The 19,764-nt window shown below is 68.3% G+C and carries 22 protein-coding genes; 10 read left to right on the top strand and 12 right to left on the bottom strand.

Translation table 11 applies throughout. From position 1 onward, the window contains the following. Position 1: 1 nt before the first annotated feature. The 3 genes from ACQY4O_RS11865 to ACQY4O_RS11855 are packed head-to-tail and all read right to left on the bottom strand — an operon-like array spanning position 2 to position 3,244. Positions 2 to 1,183, bottom strand: a complete 1,182-nt coding sequence (locus ACQY4O_RS11865; protein ID WP_428376576.1) for a GNAT family N-acetyltransferase — start codon at positions 1,181 to 1,183, stop codon at positions 2 to 4. 56 nt (positions 1,184 to 1,239) lie between these two features. Next, entirely contained in the window at positions 1,240 to 1,707 is a 468-nt protein-coding gene (locus ACQY4O_RS11860) for a RidA family protein (RefSeq protein WP_428376575.1), read from the bottom strand. 19 nt (positions 1,708 to 1,726) lie between these two features. After that, positions 1,727 to 3,244: a vitamin B12-dependent ribonucleotide reductase gene (locus ACQY4O_RS11855; RefSeq protein ID WP_428376574.1), complete on the bottom strand. Its 1,518-nt coding sequence runs from the start codon at positions 3,242 to 3,244 to the stop codon at positions 1,727 to 1,729. 261 nt (positions 3,245 to 3,505) lie between these two features. On the opposite strand from ACQY4O_RS11855, the gene ACQY4O_RS11850 reads away from it, so the two are divergent. The 8 genes from ACQY4O_RS11850 to ACQY4O_RS11815 are packed head-to-tail and all read left to right on the top strand — an operon-like array spanning position 3,506 to position 8,540. Then, a complete protein-coding gene (locus ACQY4O_RS11850) occupies positions 3,506 to 3,865 on the top strand; it encodes an NADH-ubiquinone oxidoreductase subunit NDUFA12 family protein (RefSeq protein ID WP_428376573.1) in 360 nt (119 codons plus the stop codon). 3 nt (positions 3,866 to 3,868) lie between these two features. Continuing rightward, a complete protein-coding gene (gene mlaD / locus ACQY4O_RS11845; RefSeq protein ID WP_428376572.1) occupies positions 3,869 to 4,435 on the top strand; it encodes an outer membrane lipid asymmetry maintenance protein MlaD in 567 nt (188 codons plus the stop codon). Positions 4,436 to 4,459: 24 nt separating this feature from the next. Then, complete coding sequence (locus tag ACQY4O_RS11840; RefSeq protein WP_428376571.1) at positions 4,460 to 4,666, top strand: hypothetical protein; 207 nt, start codon at positions 4,460 to 4,462, stop codon at positions 4,664 to 4,666. Position 4,667: 1 nt separating this feature from the next. Continuing rightward, positions 4,668 to 5,348 (top strand): DUF2155 domain-containing protein, encoded by a 681-nt coding sequence (locus ACQY4O_RS11835; RefSeq protein WP_428376570.1) that lies wholly within the window; start codon positions 4,668 to 4,670, stop codon positions 5,346 to 5,348. A 40-nt stretch (positions 5,349 to 5,388) separates the two neighbouring features. Then, positions 5,389 to 6,141: a trehalose-phosphatase gene (gene otsB / locus ACQY4O_RS11830; RefSeq protein WP_428376569.1), complete on the top strand. Its 753-nt coding sequence runs from the start codon at positions 5,389 to 5,391 to the stop codon at positions 6,139 to 6,141. Next, positions 6,129 to 7,493, top strand: a complete 1,365-nt coding sequence (locus tag ACQY4O_RS11825; RefSeq protein ID WP_428376568.1) for an alpha,alpha-trehalose-phosphate synthase (UDP-forming) — start codon at positions 6,129 to 6,131, stop codon at positions 7,491 to 7,493. Before otsB ends, ACQY4O_RS11825 begins: the two co-directional genes overlap by 13 nt. After that, on the top strand, positions 7,483 to 7,995 hold the full coding sequence (locus tag ACQY4O_RS11820) for a disulfide bond formation protein B (RefSeq protein WP_428376567.1): 513 nt from the start codon (positions 7,483 to 7,485) through the stop codon (positions 7,993 to 7,995). The genes ACQY4O_RS11825 and ACQY4O_RS11820 overlap by 11 nt, the downstream gene beginning before the upstream one ends. Then, positions 7,992 to 8,540, top strand: coding sequence for a demethoxyubiquinone hydroxylase family protein (locus ACQY4O_RS11815; protein WP_428376566.1), 549 nt, complete (start codon positions 7,992 to 7,994; stop codon positions 8,538 to 8,540). Before ACQY4O_RS11820 ends, ACQY4O_RS11815 begins: the two co-directional genes overlap by 4 nt. A gap of 128 nt (positions 8,541 to 8,668) precedes the next feature. Here the strand turns inward: ACQY4O_RS11815 and ACQY4O_RS11810 are convergent, their stop codons facing one another. From ACQY4O_RS11810 to ACQY4O_RS11800, 3 genes are read right to left on the bottom strand one after another with little or no spacing between them, the layout of a single operon-like run. Next, positions 8,669 to 10,177, bottom strand: coding sequence for an efflux transporter outer membrane subunit (locus ACQY4O_RS11810; RefSeq protein ID WP_428376565.1), 1,509 nt, complete (start codon positions 10,175 to 10,177; stop codon positions 8,669 to 8,671). Beyond that, positions 10,177 to 11,760 (bottom strand): DHA2 family efflux MFS transporter permease subunit, encoded by a 1,584-nt coding sequence (locus tag ACQY4O_RS11805; RefSeq protein ID WP_428376564.1) that lies wholly within the window; start codon positions 11,758 to 11,760, stop codon positions 10,177 to 10,179. Before ACQY4O_RS11805 ends, ACQY4O_RS11810 begins: the two co-directional genes overlap by 1 nt. Continuing rightward, on the bottom strand, positions 11,757 to 12,872 hold the full coding sequence (locus ACQY4O_RS11800) for an HlyD family secretion protein (RefSeq protein ID WP_428376563.1): 1,116 nt from the start codon (positions 12,870 to 12,872) through the stop codon (positions 11,757 to 11,759). The genes ACQY4O_RS11805 and ACQY4O_RS11800 overlap by 4 nt, the downstream gene beginning before the upstream one ends. Before the next feature lie 97 nt (positions 12,873 to 12,969). On the opposite strand from ACQY4O_RS11800, the gene ACQY4O_RS11795 reads away from it, so the two are divergent. Beyond that, the gene (locus ACQY4O_RS11795) at positions 12,970 to 13,680 is read left to right on the top strand and encodes a CerR family C-terminal domain-containing protein (RefSeq protein ID WP_428376562.1); all 711 of its coding nucleotides are present in this window, start codon (positions 12,970 to 12,972) and stop codon (positions 13,678 to 13,680) included. A gap of 119 nt (positions 13,681 to 13,799) precedes the next feature. Continuing rightward, entirely contained in the window at positions 13,800 to 15,296 is a 1,497-nt protein-coding gene (locus tag ACQY4O_RS11790; protein ID WP_428376561.1) for an FAD-dependent oxidoreductase, read from the top strand. A 79-nt stretch (positions 15,297 to 15,375) separates the two neighbouring features. Here ACQY4O_RS11790 and ACQY4O_RS11785 read toward each other — a convergent pair whose 3' ends face one another. The 6 genes from ACQY4O_RS11785 to ACQY4O_RS11760 form a co-directional block, all read right to left on the bottom strand. Further along, positions 15,376 to 15,552 carry a DUF1328 domain-containing protein gene (locus tag ACQY4O_RS11785; RefSeq protein ID WP_428376560.1) on the bottom strand — a complete coding sequence of 59 codons (177 nt, stop codon included), beginning with the start codon at positions 15,550 to 15,552 and terminating at the stop codon, positions 15,376 to 15,378. A 65-nt stretch (positions 15,553 to 15,617) separates the two neighbouring features. Then, a complete protein-coding gene (locus tag ACQY4O_RS11780; protein WP_428376559.1) occupies positions 15,618 to 15,797 on the bottom strand; it encodes a hypothetical protein in 180 nt (59 codons plus the stop codon). Between the two features lie 20 nt (positions 15,798 to 15,817). Beyond that, positions 15,818 to 16,243, bottom strand: a complete 426-nt coding sequence (locus tag ACQY4O_RS11775) for a DUF2141 domain-containing protein (RefSeq protein ID WP_428376558.1) — start codon at positions 16,241 to 16,243, stop codon at positions 15,818 to 15,820. Between the two features lie 8 nt (positions 16,244 to 16,251). Beyond that, positions 16,252 to 17,367, bottom strand: coding sequence for a glycosyltransferase (locus ACQY4O_RS11770; RefSeq protein WP_428376557.1), 1,116 nt, complete (start codon positions 17,365 to 17,367; stop codon positions 16,252 to 16,254). After that, the gene (locus tag ACQY4O_RS11765) at positions 17,364 to 18,161 is read right to left on the bottom strand and encodes a lysophospholipid acyltransferase family protein (RefSeq protein ID WP_428376556.1); all 798 of its coding nucleotides are present in this window, start codon (positions 18,159 to 18,161) and stop codon (positions 17,364 to 17,366) included. Before ACQY4O_RS11765 ends, ACQY4O_RS11770 begins: the two co-directional genes overlap by 4 nt. After that, positions 18,161 to 19,762, bottom strand: a complete 1,602-nt coding sequence (locus tag ACQY4O_RS11760) for a phytoene desaturase family protein (RefSeq protein ID WP_428378180.1) — start codon at positions 19,760 to 19,762, stop codon at positions 18,161 to 18,163. The genes ACQY4O_RS11765 and ACQY4O_RS11760 overlap by 1 nt, the downstream gene beginning before the upstream one ends. Positions 19,763 to 19,764 lie beyond the last annotated feature (2 nt).

Here is a 19,764-nt window from a genome sequence, read left to right as displayed (position 1 = left end):
CTCAATCTTCTTCTCCTGCAGGCGCTTCCTGGCGATAGGGCGAGTATTCCGCCAGCGCCTGCATCTCCAGCAGCCGGGCCGCGCGCTCCTCCGCGACGAAGTCTGCCACCGCCCGTCGCAGGCCCGGATGCGCGATCCAGTGCGCCGAGTAGGTCGGCTTCGGCAGGTAGCCGCGCTGGATCTTGTGCTCACCCTGCGCGCCGGCCTCGACGCGGGCGAGCCCGTGCTCGATCGCGAACTCGATCGCCCGGTAGTAGCAGAGCTCGAAATGCAGGAACGGCCAGTCGCCGGAGCATCCCCAGTTGCGGCCGTAGAGCGCGTCGGACCCGAGCAGGTTGAGCGCGCCTGCCACCGGCCGACCCGAATCCTCTGCGAGCATCAGCACCACCCTGTCGCCAAGCCGTTCAGACAGCAGCGGGAAGAATCGCTCGGTGAGATACGCGCTGCCCCATTTGCGATCCACCGTCGAGGTGTAGAACCGGTAAAATGCCTTCCAGTGCGCCCTAGTGATGTCTGCGCCGCGCAGGGTCCGGAATTCGAGGCCGCAGGCATTGGCGTCGCGGCGCTCGCGGCGCACCACCTTGCGCTTGCGCGAATTGAAGCCCGCCAGGAAATCATCGAAGCTGGCGTAGCCGGCATTCTCCCAGTGGAACTGCGTGCCCAGCCGTTGCAGCCAGCCGGCCTGTCCGAGGCTCTCGTATTCTTCCGGACGGCAGAAAGTCACGTGCACCGAGGACAGCGACAGCTCGCCGCAGGCCTGGCTGAGCGCCGCCGCCATCGCCTGCATGATGGCGCCCTGCTGCGCCGGGGGCACTGCCGGGCTGACCAGCAGCCGTGGACCGGGCACCGGGCTGAACGGGGAGGCGACCTGCAGCTTCGGGTAGTACTGGCCGCCGGCGCGCTCGAAGGCCGCCGCCCAGCCATGGTCGAACACGTACTCGCCGTAGCTGTGCGACTTGGCGTACATCGGCGCGGCGGCGACGATCGCACCGGTGTCGTCGCGCAGCACCGCATGCCTCGGCAGCCAGCCGGTGCGCGAGCCGGCCGAGCCGCTATCCTCGACCGCGGAGAGGAAGGCGTGGCTGACGAACGGATTGTCGGGTCCGGCGCAACGATCCCACTCCGCGGCGTCGATCGTGCCGATGGCCGGATGCAGGCTGAGCGACAGGCTTTGTTCAGGCATGAGGCCGATATGGCGTGCCGCTGGTGTCGGGACAGGGGCTGCGCATCAGCCGGGGCTCATCGCAATTCGAACAAGCCTTCCACTTCGCACGGTGCATCCAGCGGCAGCGAAGCGACGCCGATCGTCGAGCGGGCATGCCGGCCGGCCTCGCCGAAGACCGCGACCGCGAGGTCGGAGGCGCCGTTCATTACCGCCGCATGCTGGGTGAAATCCGGCATGCAGGCGATGAAGCCGCCGAGTCGCACGACGCGCGCCACCCGATCGAGCGAGCCGGCGGCAGCCTGCACCTGCGCCAGGACGTTGAGCATGCAGGCCCGCGCGGCCTCGACCCCCTGCTCGAGCCCGACCTCGCCACTGAGCTTGCCGCGCAGGGCTAACTGCCCGTCCACCAGCGGCAGCTGTCCCGAGATCACCAGCAGGTTGCCGCTGGCCACCGCGGCCACATAGTTCGCCACCGGGGCGGCCGCCCGCGGCAGGACGATCCCGAGTGCCGCAAGCCGGCCCTCGATGATTGACTGCGTCATGCCCGGTCCGCGCTCCCCCTCAACCGACCAGCCGCAGGCCGTGCCGCCGGCGTGGGCCGGAGGGGCGGTGGGTCTCGCGCGGCAGGTCGAGCGGCAGCAATGCGTCGTCGGGATCGTCGGCCGGGCCGGCGCCCTGCTGCGGCGCATCCGGCAGGCTGCGGCCCAGATAGGCATGCGCCAGCGTGCGGAACACGTAGTCGAGCGTGGACGTGGCACTGGCCACCGCCTCGTCGCCTTCGACCGCCCCGCCGGGACCGACACGGGCATAGGCGAAAGTCTCGACATAGGTCTCGAGCGGCACACCGTGCTGCAGGCCGAGGCTGACCGCCTGGCCCACCGCGTCCAGCAGCCCGCGCTGCACGGCGCCGGCACCCCCGGGACTGGAGCGCCCAGAACTGGCGCGGGCCGGCGCGATCGAGACCTCGCCGAGCCTGCCATCCTCGTATTCGCCGGTGCGCAGGTAGATGGCTTGGCCGCCGACGGTCGCCTTCTGGGTGAAGCCGCTGCGCCGCGCGGGCAGCTCCCTGCGGCGATCCGTGGGCGTCCCGCGAATCGGCGCCTGCATCTCGGCCGGTGCGGCCGGCTGGCGGTCCAGGAACGGAGCGATCGCCCGGTGCATCGCCCGGGCCGCCTCGGCGCCAGCCTGTGCCACGACCGGCAAGCCGGCAAGGCTCGCGGCCAGCGCCGACTCCGGGCTCATGCCGCGCGCCGCCAGCCGTGCCAGCGTGCTGGCCGCGAGCCGGCCATCCTGCCGCAGCGGCGAGAACAGGGGGGCCGCGCCGCAGGCCTCGACTCCGAGCAGGGCGTCGGTCCAGCCGGGCGCCGACAGGCCGGTCTCGATCGGTCCGGTCTCCGGCAGCAGGGCATGCGCCGGTGTGCTCCGCGCGGACCGCCGGCTGCGCTGTTCCGCCTCCTGCCAGCGGCTGATGGCATAGCGGGCGAGGCCCGGCACCGGGCAGTGCGGCGGCAGCTCTGCCGGAGCCGCCCGGCTGCTGTGCGAAGCAAGGGTGGTGGGATGCATCGTGCTGGTCGCCAGCGCGCACAGGCAGGCGGCGACGGCACGCGCCGGGGCGCTGTCGTAATCGAGGCCGAGGGCGGCGAGGCACGCATCGAGGTTGCTCAGCAGCAGCGTGCACGGCGTGCGGCCGGACGGCTGCAGCAGGTGCAGCGCCTCGGCCAGCGTCTCGAGGGCGCGCATGAACCCGTCGATCTCGAAGCCGGAGTCCGGCTGCGCGAACGCCGCAAGATTGAGCACGAAGCCGGGCGCGCCTTGGCGCGAGCCATGCCAGACGCATTCCAGCGGCGCGGCACCACGCCGCAGCAGCAACTCCAGCAGGCGCGCCGCCAGTCCGTGCGACGCTTGCGGATGGTCGGCGAGCGGCGCCACCCAGACCAGCGAGGCTTCCGCCAGCGAGGCGCGGCCGGCACCGGGGGCGAGCGCCGCGAAAGCCGCCGCGGCGTCCTGGTCCCAGTCCGCCGGCACCGTCACCAGGCGTGGCGCCGCATCCGGATCGGGACTGGCGGCCTGGGTTCGCATCCTGACGCCGTTCCAGAACGACGCGGCCGGGTGTTTGCGGCGCGTCCTGGCCGTGGCTCGGCGGGCTGGCTGACTGTTCATAAGCCGATGCTAGCGAACCCCGGCTTGCCGCCCAAGCTGTATGTTGGGGTATAAAACTATACACCCCACAGCATATTGGGGATATCCGGGATAACTTGCCCGACAGGCTTCCGGGCTCGTGCCCCGGCGCGCGCGGCAGGCGGATGGACCGGTGTGGACGGGGTGGCTATACGCTTGTGCATGACCACCATCGGCACGCGGCTCTTCACGATGTTCAGGGGACGGTTGATCGGCAGGGATGCGGATGGCCGCGCCTATTACGAGGATCGGCGTCCGCGTGTGCCGAATCGCCGCATCAGGCGCTGGGTGATCTACCGGCCGGGCGAGGATCCTTCCAGCGTGCCGGCGGAATGGTGGAACTGGCTGCACAACGCCGACGCCGAGCCGCTGCCGCCGACCGCAAGGCAACCCTGGCAGCTGCCCTTCCAGCCAAACCTGACCGGCGAGCCGGGCGGCTACCGGCCGCCGGGCAGCGACTATAACGGCGGCCGGCGGCCGACCTCGACGGGCGACTACGAAGCCTGGACGCCGGACAGCTGAGCCATGGCGGTCGCAGAGCATGCGGTTCCGGTGCGCCGCCGGCATGACCCGGTCGAACTGCTGGCGGGGTTCGTGGTGCTGGTGGTGCTGGCGGCGCTGATCACGGCGGCGGTGATCGGCAACGGCCGCCGTTCGCAGCCCGGCTACCAGCTCAAGGCGCAGTTCGACCATGTCGATGGGCTCGATGTCGGATCCGACGTGCGCATGGCGGGCGTCACGGTGGGCCAGGTGGTGTCCGAGACGGTCGACCCGAAGAGCTTCCAGGCGATCGTGACCCTCACCGTGCGGCCCGACATCAAGCTGCCCCCGGACAGTTCGATCGTGGTGACGTCGGACAGCCTGCTCGGCGGCAAGTATCTCGCACTGGCGCCCGGCGGCGCCGACGGCACCCTGCCGCCTGGTGGCCGGATCACCCAGACGCAGGGTTCGATCAGCCTGGAGCAGCTGCTCAGCAAGTTCATCTTCACCGTCACCGACACGATGACCAAGCAGGCCGAAGCGAACAAGCAGGGCCAGTCGGGCAAGGCCGCCGCGGTGCCCGGCAAGTCCGACGACCTGCCGAACCGCTGAGGTGCGTCGCGTGGGCACGCTCCGATGACGACCAACTGGCCGCAGAGCGACGGGACTCCGGTCTCCTGTCGCGAGAAGCTGCGGGTGCTGGAGGAGAACCAGGCCGAACTGCGCGAGGTCCTGCGCGATGCCTTCGAGGATGCGGTGCTGATGGGTGTCGATCCGGACGCCATGCGGCGCATCCTGGCCGGCATGGTGGACACGCTCGAGACGCCGAAGCGGACGGCTTGAGATGCGCACGAGGTTCGGCCGCCGCGCCGCGATCGTCGCTGCATTGATCTGGACGGCTGCGCCGGCCCGGGCGGCCGAACTGGTGACGCCGCCGACGCTGTATGCACCCGATACCTGGCAGGGACGGGCAGAGGCGGTGGTGCGCGTGCTGGACAAGCTCGACGCACATACTGAAACGCTTACCATCCCGGCCGGTCAGGCCGGCACCTACAAGAGCCTGACCGTCACCGTGCAGAATTGCCTGGTGCACCCGCCCGGCCTGCCGCCGGACGCCGCTGCCTCGGTCGCGGTGCAGGACCGGCACCCGGACACCAAGCCCTTCGCCGGCTGGATGTTCGCCGCCGAGCCGTTCGTGGATATCTTCGAGAGTCCGGTCTATGGCGTGCAGCTGGTGGCCTGTGCCGGCGCAGACGTCGCGCCGGCGGCCCCGCCCCTGGTCGCAGCCACGCCGCCTGTGCCCGCCCCTGTCAGCGGTCCGACCGGGACGGATCAGCCGGGCGCGGACCAGCCCGGCATGCCGACGATTCAGAGCGAGCAACCGGGCCAGAGCGAGCAGCCCGGCACGGTCGACCGGGCGCCAGATCCCGTCTATCCGACCGGCCGGCCCGGTCTCGGCGTCGATCCGAACGCCGATCCCAATGCCTTCGTGCCGCCGCCCGATCCGTCGGCCCCGCAGAACTGAATCGAACCATGCAACACGATCCTGACGCGACGGTGGTGCCATGACGAACTCCCCCCAGAGCGCGCGGCCACCGCTGCCGCCGCCGGAGCGCGCCGCGTTCCTGCTCGATTTCGACGGCACGCTGGTGGATATCGCGCCGGCGCCCGAGCTGGTGCGAGTCGCGGATGGCCTGCCCGACACCCTGCGGCGCCTGCGGACGCTCTGCGGCGACGCGCTCGCCCTGGTCACCGGCCGTCCGATCGCGCAGATCGACGAGTTCCTGCCCGGGATCCCGTTTGCCGTCGCCGGCGAGCACGGCATCGCCATGCGACGCAGCCCGGACGCCGCGCTCGAGCGGGTTCCGGTACCCGCCATCCCGGCCGGTTGGCTCGACGAGGCAGAGGCCCTGGCAGCGGCCGATCCCGGGGTGCGGGTGGAGCGCAAGGCGACCGGCTTCGTGCTGCACTACCGTAGCGCGCCACAGGCCGCCGACCGGCTGCGCGAGGCTGCGGACCGCATGGTGGCGAGTGCCGGAGACCGCTTCCACGTGCAGACCGCGAAGATGGCATGGGAGATCCGGCCGAGCGGCACCGACAAGGGCTCCGCGGTGCGCGCCCTGATGCAGCATGCGCCGTTTGCCGGCCGCCTCCCCGTGTTCATCGGCGACGACGTCACCGACGAGGATGGCATCCGGGCGGCGATCGCGCTCGGTGGCACCGGCTACCGCATTCCGGACGATTTCGATGAGCCCGAGAGCGTCAGGCGCTGGCTGACCGCACTCGCGGCCGGAGAGGAGCGCGCGTGGGCCGTCTAGTCGTCGTCTCCAACCGGGTGCCGTCGCCGCGTGAACGCGGCCATCCGGCGGGCGGCCTTGCGGTTGGGCTGAAGGATGCGATCGGCGGCCAGCCGACCCTGTGGTTCGGCTGGTCTGGCCAGATCAGCGGGACCAGGACCAGCCAGGCGAAAGACGGCGACGCCAAGCCCAAGACCAGCACGCAGGGCGGCGTCACCTACGCCACCATCGATCTAACCCCGCAGCAGCACAAGGGCTTCTACCAGGGCTTCTCCAACCGCATCCTGTGGCCGCTGTTCCACTACCGCATGGGTCTGGTCGAGTACAGCCGCGAGGACCTGGAAACCTACCTCGACGTGAACGCCCTGTTCGCACGCACGCTGGCGCCGCTGCTGCGGCCCGACGACGTGATCTGGGTGCAGGACTACCACCTGATCCCGCTCGGCGAGGCGTTGCGCGCGATCGGTGTGCGCAACCGCATCGGCTTCTTCCTGCATACACCGTTCCCGCCCCTGGCGCTGTTCGGCGCCCTGCCCGGAGCCGCCCACCTGATCCGCTCGCTGGCCGGCTACGAGCTGATCGGGCTACAGACCGAGGAGGACCGGCGGCATGTCGACCAGGCGCTGGCGGCAGAGCGGGTCACCGCCGCCACCGGCGCGTTCCCGATCGGCATCGACGCGGACGAGTTCGCGCTGCAGGCCGGGAAGGCAGCGGGCGGAGCCGATCTGGAGCGCCTCAAGGAGAGCATGCACGACCGCGCGCTGATCCTGGGCGTCGACCGGCTCGACTACTCCAAGGGCCTGCCGCAGCGCTTCCAGGGCTATGAACGTCTGCTCAAGCGGTTTCCGGAGCATCGCGGCCGCGTCACCTTCCTGCAGGTGGCGCCGGTCTCGCGCGGCGATGTCGCCGAGTACAAGGCGCTGCGCCGACGGCTTGACGAGCAGGCCGGCCGCATCAACGGCGAATGGGCGGAGTTCGACTGGGTACCGATCCGCTACATCACCCGGGCGATCCCGCGCCCGACGCTGGCCGGCTTCCACCGCTATGCGCGGGTCGCCCTGGTCACGCCGCTGCGCGACGGCATGAACCTGGTCGCCAAGGAATATGTCGCAGCCCAGGATCCGGCCGATCCCGGCGTTCTGGTGCTGTCCCGCTTTGCCGGCGCCGCACCCGAGCTGGGCGAGGCGGTCCTGGTCAACCCGTACGATCCGGACGAGATCGCCGAGGGCCTGCACCAGGCGCTCTCGATGCCGAAGGCGGAGCGTATCACACGCTGGCAGGCGATGGACCGGGCCGTGCACGAGGTGACCGCGGCGAGCTGGGCCCGCAGCTTCCTGGCGGCGCTCGGCCAGCAGAAGCCGCGTGCCGGCTGAAAGCCGGGCCGGTGCGCTGGCGGCACTCGGCGGCATCGTGGCGTTGGCCATCGCCTGGTATGCCGAGCACCGCCTGTCGATGGCGCCCTGCGCGCTGTGCCTGATGGAGCGCTGGCCGTACCGGGTCCTGGCGCTGCTGGGCGTCGCGACAGTGCTGGCGCCGGCGCGCCTCGCCCGGATCCTGGTGCCGCTGCTCGCCTTGCCGCTGCTGGCATCGATCGCGCTGGCACTCACCCATGTCGGGGTCGAGCAGGCCTGGTGGCCCGATCCGGTGCCGCAATGCATGGCGCCGACCCTCTTGAAGGGCAGCATGGTCCATGGCGGCAGCATGGCTGAGCGGCTTGCCTCCATGCCGCTGCGTCCGGCCAAGCCCTGCGATGCGCCGAACCGGCTGATTGACTGGCTGCCGGTCTCGATGGCGACCCTGGACTTGATCTATGCCGCCACCATGTCGGTTGTCGTGGCTGCCACCGCATGGCGGCCAGCCAGGAGACCAGCATGAGCCAGGTTCGCTATCCGCAGCCGGGGGAGCCTGACCAGGCCACCCGGATCAGCCGCATGATCCGGGTCGACCATGCCGGCGAATACGGCGCCGAGCGCATCTATGCGGGGCAGCTCGCGGTGCTCGGGCGGGGCGCCAAAGGCGACATCCTGCGTCACATGAAGCAGCAGGAGACGCACCACAAGCAGGTGTTCGAAGCGCTGGTGGCGCGGCGGCGGGTGCGTCCGACGGCGCTGCTGCCGATCTGGCACGTGGCGGGCTTCGCGCTCGGCGCGGTCACCGCCGCGATCGGCGAGCGGGCCGCGATGGCGTGCACGGTGGCGGTCGAGGAGGCGATCGACGAACATTATGCGGCGCAGGCGGCGAGCCTGGGTTCGGAGGAGGGCGAACTGCGCGACACCATCGAGCAGTTCCGCGCCGAGGAACTGGAGCATCGCGATATCGGGCTGGCCCACGAGGCCGAACTGGCACCGGCCTATCGCGCCATGTCCCGGGTGATCAAGCTCGGCTGCCGCGCCGCGATCGCTGTGAGCGAGATCCTGTAGTGAACAAAGTCTGATGCCTTGGTGCCGACCCGCCTTTGCAACGCTGCATCACCTCTTGCCGACATTCGACCAGATGACCTGAACGTTTGCTGATCCCACCTTGTCGTGGCAAAGCGTGCAAGAGCATTTCAGTTCAGCAAGCTCGTGCCAGGAAGCAACGCCGTCGTGGCACCAGTTCCTGCCTCCCAACCTCCGCCGAGTGCCTTATACAATGACACCAGGTCGTCGGTGACGGCGACCTGCGCCTGGATGACGGACTGATGCACCGAGATCAGGCTGCTTTGGGGATTCAGCACGTCGATGTAGTTGGAGAGGCCGTGCCGGTAGCGGTCAAGCGCAATATCCACGGCATCCTGGTCGGCGTCGTCTTCTATCTGCAACGGCGCCAGCCGCTGGACATCAGTGCGATAGCTGGCGAGCGCGTTTTCGACGTCCTGTAATGCGGACAGCACCGTTTTCTTGTAGGTGAACGCGGCCTGGAGCCGCTGCGCTCTTGCCTGGGCGATGCCCGCCCGGAGCTTGCCGGCCTGAAAAATCGGCAACGAGATCGAGGGACCGAAAGAATAGATGCTGTTGTAGGATTTGGCGATGTTCTTGAGCAATCCGGATTGCTGCCCGACCTCGCCGGTGAGGGTAATGTCCGGGTAGAGCTCGGCGATGGCGGCGCCGACATCGGCGGTCTGTTCATGCAGCCGTGCTTCGGCGGCGCGTATGTCGGGGCGTCGTCGGGCCAGGCCAGACGGCAGACCAATCGGCACCTGCGCCGCGGCCATGCGCGGGATCGACCGCATGGGCGCGAGTTCGGCGTCGAGGGCACCCGGCGCTTGACCGAGCAGCACGGCGAGGCTGTTGAGATCGGTCGCGATCTGTTGCGCGTATTGCGGTGCCGAAGCCTGGCTGGAGGCAAGTTGCGCCAGCGCGTCGCGGACGTCGAGATCGCTCGTCAGGCCATGCGAGGCACGGTCCGTGGTGAGCCTGAGCAGATTGCGTTCGGTCGCGATGTCCGTGTTTGCGGCGGCAAGAGCGGCCTGCGCCGCGCGCAGCTTCGCGTAGGTCTGCGCCACCTCCGCCTGCAGCGAGACGAGGGAATCCGCTCGGTCGCCGAGCAGCGCCGCGCTGTCGGCTTCCGAGGCTTCCACCGAGCGCCGCACTTTTCCGAAAAGGTCGAGTTCCCAGGATGCATCGACCGCGCCTTCGAAGAGTCCGTAGGGCGGCGGAGCCTGGTTTAGCGTGACCGGGAACAGGCCGCCGATCTGTCCCTTCAGCGCGTCCAACCCGGATTGTTGGTCGGTATAGGACCCGGTCGCCTTCAGGCTCGGCAGACCCGCGGCGGCCTCGGATATTTCGGTGGCGCGGGCCGCTTCGATCCGCTGCAGCGCGACTTTCTGGTCGAGATTGCCACCGGCCGCCCGCGCGATCAGTGCGGTAAGTTCGGGGTCGTCGAACCGTTTCCACCAATCCGGTTGCGGATCGGCTTGCGTCGTGACACCCGCGCTGCCGCCTTTCGGCGCGAGGCTCGCCGCCGGATCGTGCCAATGCGGCGGCGTAGCGTCAGGCGGCGGCGTAAAATCCGGCCCGACGGTGCAGGCGGCGAGGCCAATGGGCAGCAGGATGGCGGCTGTCAGGAAGTGTTTCATCAATGGCTGCCTGTGCCGGCCTGACCGGACTTGGCGGGGGAGAGGAGAAAGCTGAATGGCAGCACGATGATGGAAATGGCGGCGCAGACGACGAAGACGTCGCTATAGGCGAGGATTTCGGCTTGCTTCTGCAGCGTCTGATGCAGCATCGCGAAGGCACTCTGCTCGGCGGCCGCCATCGTCGATCCGGACGCCTGGAGCGTGCGCGAAATCGCCGAGAGCGTTTGCGCGTAAGGCTGCGATAGCGGCGACAGATGGCTGCCGAGAGTGGCCATCCGCACCTGATCGCGGGTGGTGACGAGGGCACTCGCGACCGAGATTCCGATCGACCCTGCCACATTGCGGCACATCGTATAGAGTGCCGCCGCATCGCTGTTGAGCTCCTTCGGCAGGCTCAGATAGGCGATCGAGGAGATCGGCACGAACAGGAAACCCAGGCCCATGGTTTGCAGAACCCGGTCTTTCGCCAGGTCGAAGAAGTCTATGTCCGGCGTGAGCCGGCTCGAATAGAGAAACGCGAAGCTCAGGAAAAGGAAGCCGAAGGCGATGATGTACCGTGTCTGAACATAGGGCATGACCCGGCCGACGAGAACGATCAGGAGGATGAGCGCGACCGCACCAGGTGCCAGCAGCAGACCCGCCCAGGTCGCCGTGTAGCCGAGCTGCTGCTGCGAAAGCTGAGGCAGCAGAACGGAGCTCGAGTATAGGCACATCGCCATGGCGGCGATCATCAGGCAGCCGAGGGCGAAATTCCTGTCTTGCATGACGCGTAGGTTCACAATCGGATCGCGGGCGCAGAGCAGCCAGGTGACTGCGCCGACAAAGCCGATGGCGCTGAGCACCGCAAGCAGGGTGATAGTGCCGGAGCTGAACCAGTCGGCATTTTCCCCCCTATCCAGCATGACCTGGAAGCAGCCCAACGCAAGCACGATGAAGCCGAGGCCGATGTAATCCATGGAGGGCCGTACCTTCGCGGCCAGCGTTACCCATGGCGGGTCCTCTACGAGTGCTGTCACGCCGAAGAAGGCGACGATGCCCGCCGGAATGTTGATGAAGAAGATCCAGCGCCAACTGTAATTGTCGGTGATGACGCCACCGATGACCGGTCCCAGCACGGGTGCGACGATGGTCGCCATGGCGGTGACCGCGAAGGCGGCGGCGCGGTTTTCGCGCGGGAAGCTGTCCAGGATGATCGATTGCTGGCAAGGTTGCAGACCACCGCCGAAGAATCCCTGCAACAAGCGGAAGATGATCATCTGCGGCAGGCTCTCGGCGGCGCCGCACAGGAACGAGAACACGGTGAACATCACGATGCAGATCAGGAAGTAGCGCTTGCGGCCGAGCAGCCGGGTGAAGAAGCCCGAGATCATCAGAACGATCCCGTTGGCAACAAGATAGGAGGTGAGGACCCAGGTACTTTCGTCATTGCTGGCGGACATCGAACCGCCAATGTGGGGAAGGGCGACGTTGACGATCGTGGAATCCAGGACTTCCATGAAAGCGGCAATCGTCACCATGAGGGCGATCGCCCAGGGATTGGCGGCCGGCCGCCAAAATTCCGCCGCATCGGCCGGGGGGCTCATCGCAGAGCCACCGTCGGGACGACCGAGAGCCCCAGCGGCAGCGGCATGTCGGGATTAAGACCGCTGTCGATCACGATCTTCACCGGTACGCGCTGCACGATCTTGATGAAATTGCCGGTGGCGTTTTCGGCAGGGAAGGCGCTGAACCGCGAGCCGGTGCCGAGCTGCAGGCTGTCCACGTGACCTTCCAGGCGCAGCTTGGGGTAGGCGTCGACCCTGATCTTGACCCGCTGTCCCACGCGCATCCGCGCCAGCTGGTTCTCCTTGAAGTTCGCCGTCACCCAGACGTCCGGGGCGACGAGGGACAAGGTCGATTGGCCGGCTGCCACATAGCTGCCGCGCTGGGCGTTGCGCTGCGTCACCCAGCCGTCCTGCGGCGCCCGCACCTGTGTGTAGCCAAGGTTGAGGTCGGCGGCAGCGAGCTGTGCCTTTTGCTGCGCAACCTCGGCCACGGCCTGGTCGTACTGCGCCTGCGCCTGGGCGATGGTCTGCGCGACTACGTTGGCGATCGCCACCTGCGCCTCCTCGTTCTCGAAGTTCGCCTTGTCGGAGCGGAAGGTCTGCGCCGCCTGGTCGATGCTCTGCTGACTGGTGGAGCGGCGCTCCACGCTGTTCTGGCGCTTGAGGTCTGCGGCCGCTAAGGCGAGTGTCGCGGCCGCAGAGGCGCTCTGGGCACGCGCCGCGGCCAGCTTCGCCGGCGCGGTGATCCGGGCCATGCCGAGATTCGCGCCGGCACTCGCGGCCTGCGCCTGTGCCTGGGCCAAGGCGGCCTGGTCCTGATCGCGGGTGGCACGGTAGTCGCGAGCATCGATCCGGAACAGCAACTGGCCCGCCCCGACCTGCTGATTGTCGTTGACATAGAGCTGCGTGAGGTAGCCCGACACCTTCGCCTCGATGGTGACGGTGTTGCCATCGACCTGTGCGTCGTCGGTCGATTCCATGTCACGCGTGGTTGCGTAGTACCATGCCGCCATGCCCGCCAGGACGAGCACGATGACGGCCAGGACGATCAGAGGGCGATTGCCCCGCTTTTGTACAGCCGGCGGTTCGACCGTTCGCGACTGCCTCTCGTCAGCGCCAGGAACATTGGAGGGATCCGGCATGTCGTTCATGGGAAGGTCCTCGTCCGCCGACGATGACCATGAGGAGAAAGGGGTAGTGTGTCAAATCCAAATTTGAAATTGAAATATGGCGTCAGGCGTATATGTGATGGTCATGCCTCGCCAGCACCGCTTTGAGGAACCGCCGATGTCCAAGGGAGGCGCCAGGGCGCGAGAGCAATTGCTCGAGGCGGCGGGCGAGGTCTTCGCCGAGAAGGGTTTTCACGGTGCAACCAGCCGGGAGATCTGCCTGCGCGCCGGGATGAACCTGGCGGCCGTCAACTACCATTTCGGCGGCTTCGAGGTGCTCTACATAGCGACGCTGAAGGAAGCGCACCGGCGGGCCGACATCTTGCCGCCGGACAAAGCCGGCGCCGCAGCCCTGCCTGCCCGAGAAAAATTGCGGGTTTTCGTTCGGGATTTGGCGGGTCGTCTTTCCCAATCGACGGCCGGTTCGTGGGAAATGCGGCTCGTGAGCCGGGAGATGGTCATCCCGACCTTCGCCCAGAAAGATTTTGTTGCCACGTCAATCGCGCCGCGTCGCGCCCACCTGAAAGCGATCATTGGAGAAATCATTGATCGCCCGGCGGAAGACCCTCTGGTGGGCCGATGTCTTCTGACGGTCATCGCACCGTGCATCATGCTCTCAGTTATCAACAGATCGAGTTTGGAGACGTTCCTGCCAGACCTGGTGGTGGGGGGTGATGGAATCGAAGCCCTGGTCAGTCACATCGAGCGCTTTGTTTTTGCGGGCCTGGACGCCGTTGCAGTCGAATGTCTCCAAAGTCGCACACCCCAGCCTCTTGAGCAGTCTCTCTGAAATCGGCCATTCCGCTTTCGGCCAGCCCTGTTCCGGGTTCGTGCCGAAAACCATGCCACCACCTCCCCGTTGCATTCCAGATCCGTGACGCTCAAGACAGCCTCCTGGAGGAGCCTCCGATGCAGAAAGTCGCCACGCTGCACATGCTGAAACAGCACCGCCCGGTCCGGGTGATGGTCGGCGAGACCGCGATCCTGCTGCTGCGCGACGGCGCGGTGGTGCACGCCTTCGGGGCCGACTGCCCGCATGCCGGGGCACCGCTGGAGCAGGGCGCGGTCTGTGACGGGCGGCTGGTCTGCCCGTGGCACAAGGCGAGTTTCGCCATCGCCGACGGGGCCTTGCTGGAGCCGCCGGCGCTCGATCCGCTGACCCGCTATCCGGTCGAAATCATCGACGGCGATGTGCGCGTCTCGGACCGGCCGCTGCCGCTACCGCCAGCAGTGGCGGCAGGCCCGGCGGACCCGCGCACCATGCTGATCGTCGGCGCCGGTGCGGCGGGGACGGCCGCCGCCGCCGCCCTGCGCGAGTTCGGGTTCACCGGCCGGGTGGTGCTGGTCGGCGCCGAGGCGGACGCGCCGTACGACCGCACGGCGCTCAGCAAGTTCGTGCTGCAGGGGGCGATGCCGCCGGATGAGGTGTGGCCGTTGCGCGAGAACGACTTCTGGGCGTCGCACCGTATCGAGCGGGTGCATGGCGAGGCTGTGGCCCTTGACCAGGGTGCGCGCCGGGTCACGCTCGCGGACGGATCGGTCCTGGTCTACGACGCCCTGCTGATCGCGACCGGCGGCATCCCGCGCGGACCGGACGTGCCGGGCGCCGACCTCGTGGGCGTGCATCTGCTGCGCTCCCTCGATGATGCGCGCAGCCTGCTGCCGGCTCTGGAAGGGGGGGCGCGCGTCGTCATCGCCGGCGCCTCGTTCATCGGCCTGGAGGCGGCATCGGCGCTGCGCGAGCGCGACGTGCCGGTGACCGTGGTCGCGAATGCCACGATCCCGTTCGAGCGCCAGTTCGGCACCGAGATCGGCACCATGTTTCGCCGGCTGCACGAAGCGCACGGCGTGGTCTTCATGGCGCCGCGCCGGATTGCCTCGATCGAGGGCGTGACACGGGTCCAGGCGGTGGTGCTCGACGACGGCACCCGGCTGGAAGCAGACGTGGCCTTGGTCGGCTACGGCGTGCACCCGGCAACGGCGTTCGCGGCCTCCCTCGATCTTGCACGCGATGGCGGTATTCTTGTGGACGCAGACATGCGCGCCACCGACCAGATCTTCGCGGCCGGCGATGTGGCACGCTTTCCTCTCGGCATCGCCGATGCCGCGCGCATCGAGCATTGGCGGGTCGCGCAGCAGCATGCACGGGTTGCGGCGCGCGGCATGCTCGGCGGCGACGCCCGCTTCGAGCAGCCGCCGTTCTTCTGGACCTACCATTACGGCAAGCGGTTCGAATATCTTGGCCATGCCGAGACGTTCGACCGGGTGGTCGTCGATGGCGACCTGGCGACTGGCGAGTTCCTGGCGCGGCAGTATGACGGCAGCCGCGTCGTCGGGATCATCGCCTGTCAGAGGGAGGCGGAAACCGCGGCGCTGGCGCACGACCTGAACCGCTCACCCGGCTGAACCGCAGACGGGTGAGCAGAAACGAAACGGGGCCCGGTCGCTGCGACCGGGCCCCGTTCTGTTGCAGAGACGCGCCTGGTTAGAGTCGGCTGCCCCGCCCGCGGCCGAAGATCAGGCTGACCACGAACAGGACGAGGAAGATAAAGAACAGGATCTTGGCGATGCCGGCGAAGGTCGCCGCGAAGCCGCCGAAGCCGAGCACGGCGCAGACCAGGGCCACGACGAGAAAGACCAACGTCCAGTGAAGCAGTTCCATGACTGGGCTCCTTTGCTGACCGCGCTAACCCAGGCGAACCACCCAGGTTGCAGCCGTCCGCGCTTTTACCGCGGCGGCGGCAGATGCCGATGATAGCGATGATGGTGGTAGTGGCGCGGCGGCGGCGGCGGCCGATGATCGCGATCGAAACCCGGGCCGGGCTGCGCCAGGGCGGCCTGGGTGGCCAGCGGCAGCATCCCCAATACCAGGGCGGCCAGCAGGGGCAGTGTGAGCATACGTCGCATGGAGGTCTCCAAAGCTGGGGTCATGATCCGAAATGGTGCAGTCTGACAACGATACGGCCGCCGGCATCGCCGATGCTGATATCGCTCGCATCGAAACCGGGTGGCCCCAATCCTAGCGGAGGATCGCGCGAAAATCCGACATCCTCGCGCGGCACGCCGAAGAAATTGCGTTTCAGCCGGCCGAGATCGTCAATATCCTGGTAAACCGCTACGGCATACGTCCCCGGAACGATTTTGTCGATTGTGGCCGTGACGCTCCCCGGGCGGGCCGCCACCAAGGCATGATACCGGCAGTTCTCGCCCAGGAACTCCGGCTTCGTGCAGACGCCGATCCGGACATGGCCGCGTGCATCGCGCACGCCGTCGACCACGACCTGCACCGTCGCCGCGCGCGCGACCGTGGCGACCGCCTGCGGCCAGAGTGTCGCGACCAGGATCGCTCGCACCGCCGACCTCATTGCATCGGGTAGGCGCGCCCGCGCCAGGTGGCAGGGCGGCCGCGCGCGGCACGCACCAGTGCGTTCCATTGCAGGACCAGAAGCATCGCGACGCCGACCGGGCTCGCCAGCACGCTGCGCGCATCCTGCCGATAGCGGATGGCCAGCAGCGCCCGCAGTCCGAGGCTCAGGGCGCAGGCAGCCCAGACCACCGAACGCTCCGCCACGAGCGGTGCGGTGAGCAGCAGTGCGAACGGCAACACATGTCCGCCGCCCAGCAGTACGGTCCAGACCGGCAGCGCGCGCCGTGTCGCCATCCCCTCGGTGGCGTTCTTGCCGAGCCCGTTCCAGACATCCTGGAAGCACGCATACATCCGGCAGCTCGCGAGGAGGGTGCCGTCGAACAGCCCGGTGCCGATGCCGGCATTCCTGAACGCGCGCGGCAGCGTCAGCCCGTCATGCATCGAGGCGCGGATGCGGGCATGGCCGCCGACCCGCCGGTAGGCATCGCGGCGCGCGATGAACAACTGCCCGCAGCCGGCGGCAAAACCAACCAGACGCGGATCGCGATCCAGCGCCTGCGGCCGGTAGCCGAGCAGCAGCAGGTGGATCAGCGGCAGCAGCAGCCACTCCGACCAGCTTCGGGTGACCTGCCGGGGAAAGCCGCTGGCTAGGCCGAGTTGCGGATGCGCCTCCATGTAGCCCCCCATGCGGCACAGCGCGTCCGGTGCGAGCCGCACGTCCGCATCGAGGAACACCATCAAAGGGAACCGCGCCTCGCGCGCCAGCACCGAGCAGGCATGCTGCTTGCCGGACCAGCCGCCCGGCAGGCCGGGCGCGCTCAGCACGCGCAGGCGCGGATCGTGGATGCAGGCCAGGATCTGCGGTGTCGCGTCGGTGGAATCGTCATCGAGCACCAGGAGCTCGATCGTGCAGGCCGTGCTCGCGAGCACGCACTCGACCGCAGCCGCAATATTGGCAGCTTCGTTGCGCGCCGGGATCAGCACCGAGATCGCCGGCAGGAAGCGGGACGCCCCCGGGCGCCGGATCAAGCCGAAATTGCTGAGCGCCACCAGCATCGGCAGTGCCGCGAGAGCCAGCGATACGTCGCCGAGCAGTGCCAACGTGTTCACGCCTCCTCCTCATGCGCCGACGAGAAGGGCCGTCCGGCTAGCAGCGCGCGCAGCCGCCGGTAGAGATCGTAGGGCAACGACGCACCGGCACGGCCGCGCAGCACGCGCTGGAAGCGGGACCGGTCACGGCTCATCGTATCGCGCGCCAGCGCGTCCATCTCGGCCGACAAGGCGGTCTGCAGCAGTGCGGTCCAGTCGGTGGTGCGCCGCTGCGCATCGGCCGGCATCGGCGTGCCGAACCGGATCATCACCTCGGGCCGGCTCTCGTTCCAGAACCCGTACTCGATGGCTAGCGGCACCAGCAACGCATCGGGAACGCTGCGGGCGAGATGCGCAATGCCGGGACGCAGCGTGATCGGACGCTTGCGCTGGTCGGTGAAGCCGCCCTCGGCCGTCACCCAGACCATGCCGCGCCCCGCCGGGCCGCTGCTCTGTCCCAGGATGTGCCGGGCTACCTGGAGGAACCGCTTCGCCCCGGCGAGTGAGGATTTCTCGACGCCGAAGACGCCGAGGCGGCGGAAGAAGCCGTAGCGTTGCAGCGAATCCTCGTCCATTGGTCCGAAACACGGCCGGCCGCGGAACATATGGTCGGTGAGCAGGATGAACAGGGCCGGATCCCACCAGGACGGGTGGTTGCTGAACACGATCACGGGTTGCAGCTCAGGCAGCACCGGCAAGGCGCCGGATAGCCGCACCGCGTGGAAGTTCCGGGAGAAGCTGAAGCGAAGATAGAGCGCGAACAGGCGGAACAGCGGCTCGAACCGCAGCGCCACCGGATCGCGCTCGATCGTCATCAGGCGCTCTGCTGCACCAAAGCGGGGCGCACGAGGGCCGGGCTGCCGGTGTTGGACTTCGCGTCCGTATCGAGGGCGTCGGCCGCGATCCAGCCCGACATCATGACCATCGGCATGCCGGCCCCCGGATGCGCGGCACCCCCCGCGAGATACAGCCCCGGCACCTCGCGCGACCGGTTGCCGGGCTTGAACGCACCGACGAAGCGGCCGTGGCTAGCGAGGCCATAGATTGCCCCGTCGAGAACCCGGTAGCGCTCGTGGATATCGGCCGGCGTGAGCACGCGTTCGGTGCGGATGCGGGTGTCCAGATCGGTCAGGCCGGCGGTGCGCGCCAGCTTGTCGAAGATGACGCGCCGATAGGCCGGCAGCATCTTCGACCAGTCATGGTGCGGCCGCAGGTACGGCGCATGCACCAGGATATACAGCGCCTCGCCACCCGGCGGCGCGACGCCTGCTTCGGTGCGCGAGGGTGCCGCGATGTAGCATGTCGGATCGGGTGCCGGTTCGCCCTTGTGGTAGATGAAGTCGAACTCTTCCTTCGGGTCGCGCGAGAAGACGAAGTTGTGGTGCGCCAGGTGCTCGTAGGCCCGATCCAGACCGAGATACAGCACGACGCCCGAACAGGCGGCCTCGCGCGGGCGGCGGCCGGTGAAGCGGCGGTCCGCCTCGCCGCCGAGCAGCTCGCGATAGGTGCGCACGCTGTCCATGTTGGACACCACGGCACGCAGCGGCACCGTCTCGCCGGCCTCGGTGAGCACGCCGGTGACACGCGCGTCGCGGCCGCCATGGTCACGGTTGATACGCGCGATGCCGGTGTCCGGCCGGATGTCGACGCCCAGGCGCTCGGCCAGCGCGGTCAGCGCTTCGGGCACCGCGCGGGTGCCGCCGATCGGATACCACACGCCTTCCTGGGTCTGCATGTGCCCGATGCTGCACAGCACGGCCGGCGCGAGATACGGCGACGAACCGACATACTGCACGAAATGGTCGAGCATCTGCGCGACCCGCTTGTCCGGCACGCGCTTCCTGATCTCGCGCGCGACGGTGGAGCCCATGCGCAGGCTGAGCACATCCTTCAACGTCTTGAGATCGAGGTTCCTGCGGAAATCCAGCGTGTCGCCGATATCCTGCACCGATCGCCAGAAAAAGAATTTTCGACTGACGGCGTGCAGCCGCTCGCTCATCGCCAGGAAGTCACCGTAGCCCTTTTCGGATTGCGGCGAATACTCGCGCAGACGCGCCGCCATTGCGCGCGGATCCTGGTCGAGGTCGAGCACGCTGCCATCCTCGAAGAAGCAGCGCCATTGCGGATCGATGCGCCGCAGGTCGAGATGATCGCTCATCACCTCGCCGGCCTCGGCGAAGATTCGCTCGAGCACCGAGGGCACCGTCAGGATCGTCGGGCCCATGTCGAACCGGTAGCCGGCATCGTGGTGCACCGCCGCCTTGCCGCCGAGCCACGGGTTCTTGTCGAACAGCACCACCTTGTGCCCGCGGGCGGCGAGCGTGCAGGCGGCGGCGAGGCCGCCGAGGCCGGCGCCGATGACCCCGACCGGGCCAGAAGCCGGGCCAGAAACCGGACCAGGAACCGGACGAGACATGT

Source organism: Lichenicoccus sp., assembly GCF_965277665.1.
Lineage (GTDB): Bacteria > Pseudomonadota > Alphaproteobacteria > Acetobacterales > Acetobacteraceae > Lichenicoccus.
This window is presented reverse-complemented; position numbering and strand designations above follow the sequence as displayed.

Coding starts and splice junctions, on each gene's coding strand:
- ACQY4O_RS11865 (WP_428376576.1), bottom strand. CDS start 1,183: ATGCCTGAACAAAGCCTGTCGCTCAGCCTGCATCCGGCCATCGGCACG.
- ACQY4O_RS11860 (WP_428376575.1), bottom strand. CDS start 1,707: ATGACGCAGTCAATCATCGAGGGCCGGCTTGCGGCACTCGGGATCGTC.
- ACQY4O_RS11855 (WP_428376574.1), bottom strand. CDS start 3,244: ATGCGAACCCAGGCCGCCAGTCCCGATCCGGATGCGGCGCCACGCCTG.
- ACQY4O_RS11850 (WP_428376573.1), top strand. CDS start 3,506: ATGACCACCATCGGCACGCGGCTCTTCACGATGTTCAGGGGACGGTTG.
- mlaD (WP_428376572.1), top strand. CDS start 3,869: ATGGCGGTCGCAGAGCATGCGGTTCCGGTGCGCCGCCGGCATGACCCG.
- ACQY4O_RS11840 (WP_428376571.1), top strand. CDS start 4,460: ATGACGACCAACTGGCCGCAGAGCGACGGGACTCCGGTCTCCTGTCGC.
- ACQY4O_RS11835 (WP_428376570.1), top strand. CDS start 4,668: ATGCGCACGAGGTTCGGCCGCCGCGCCGCGATCGTCGCTGCATTGATC.
- otsB (WP_428376569.1), top strand. CDS start 5,389: ATGACGAACTCCCCCCAGAGCGCGCGGCCACCGCTGCCGCCGCCGGAG.
- ACQY4O_RS11815 (WP_428376566.1), top strand. CDS start 7,992: ATGAGCCAGGTTCGCTATCCGCAGCCGGGGGAGCCTGACCAGGCCACC.
- ACQY4O_RS11810 (WP_428376565.1), bottom strand. CDS start 10,177: ATGAAACACTTCCTGACAGCCGCCATCCTGCTGCCCATTGGCCTCGCC.
- ACQY4O_RS11805 (WP_428376564.1), bottom strand. CDS start 11,760: ATGAGCCCCCCGGCCGATGCGGCGGAATTTTGGCGGCCGGCCGCCAAT.
- ACQY4O_RS11800 (WP_428376563.1), bottom strand. CDS start 12,872: ATGAACGACATGCCGGATCCCTCCAATGTTCCTGGCGCTGACGAGAGG.
- ACQY4O_RS11795 (WP_428376562.1), top strand. CDS start 12,970: ATGGTCATGCCTCGCCAGCACCGCTTTGAGGAACCGCCGATGTCCAAG.
- ACQY4O_RS11790 (WP_428376561.1), top strand. CDS start 13,800: ATGCAGAAAGTCGCCACGCTGCACATGCTGAAACAGCACCGCCCGGTC.
- ACQY4O_RS11785 (WP_428376560.1), bottom strand. CDS start 15,552: ATGGAACTGCTTCACTGGACGTTGGTCTTTCTCGTCGTGGCCCTGGTC.
- ACQY4O_RS11780 (WP_428376559.1), bottom strand. CDS start 15,797: ATGCGACGTATGCTCACACTGCCCCTGCTGGCCGCCCTGGTATTGGGG.
- ACQY4O_RS11765 (WP_428376556.1), bottom strand. CDS start 18,161: ATGACGATCGAGCGCGATCCGGTGGCGCTGCGGTTCGAGCCGCTGTTC.
- ACQY4O_RS11760 (WP_428378180.1), bottom strand. CDS start 19,762: ATGTCTCGTCCGGTTCCTGGTCCGGTTTCTGGCCCGGCTTCTGGCCCG.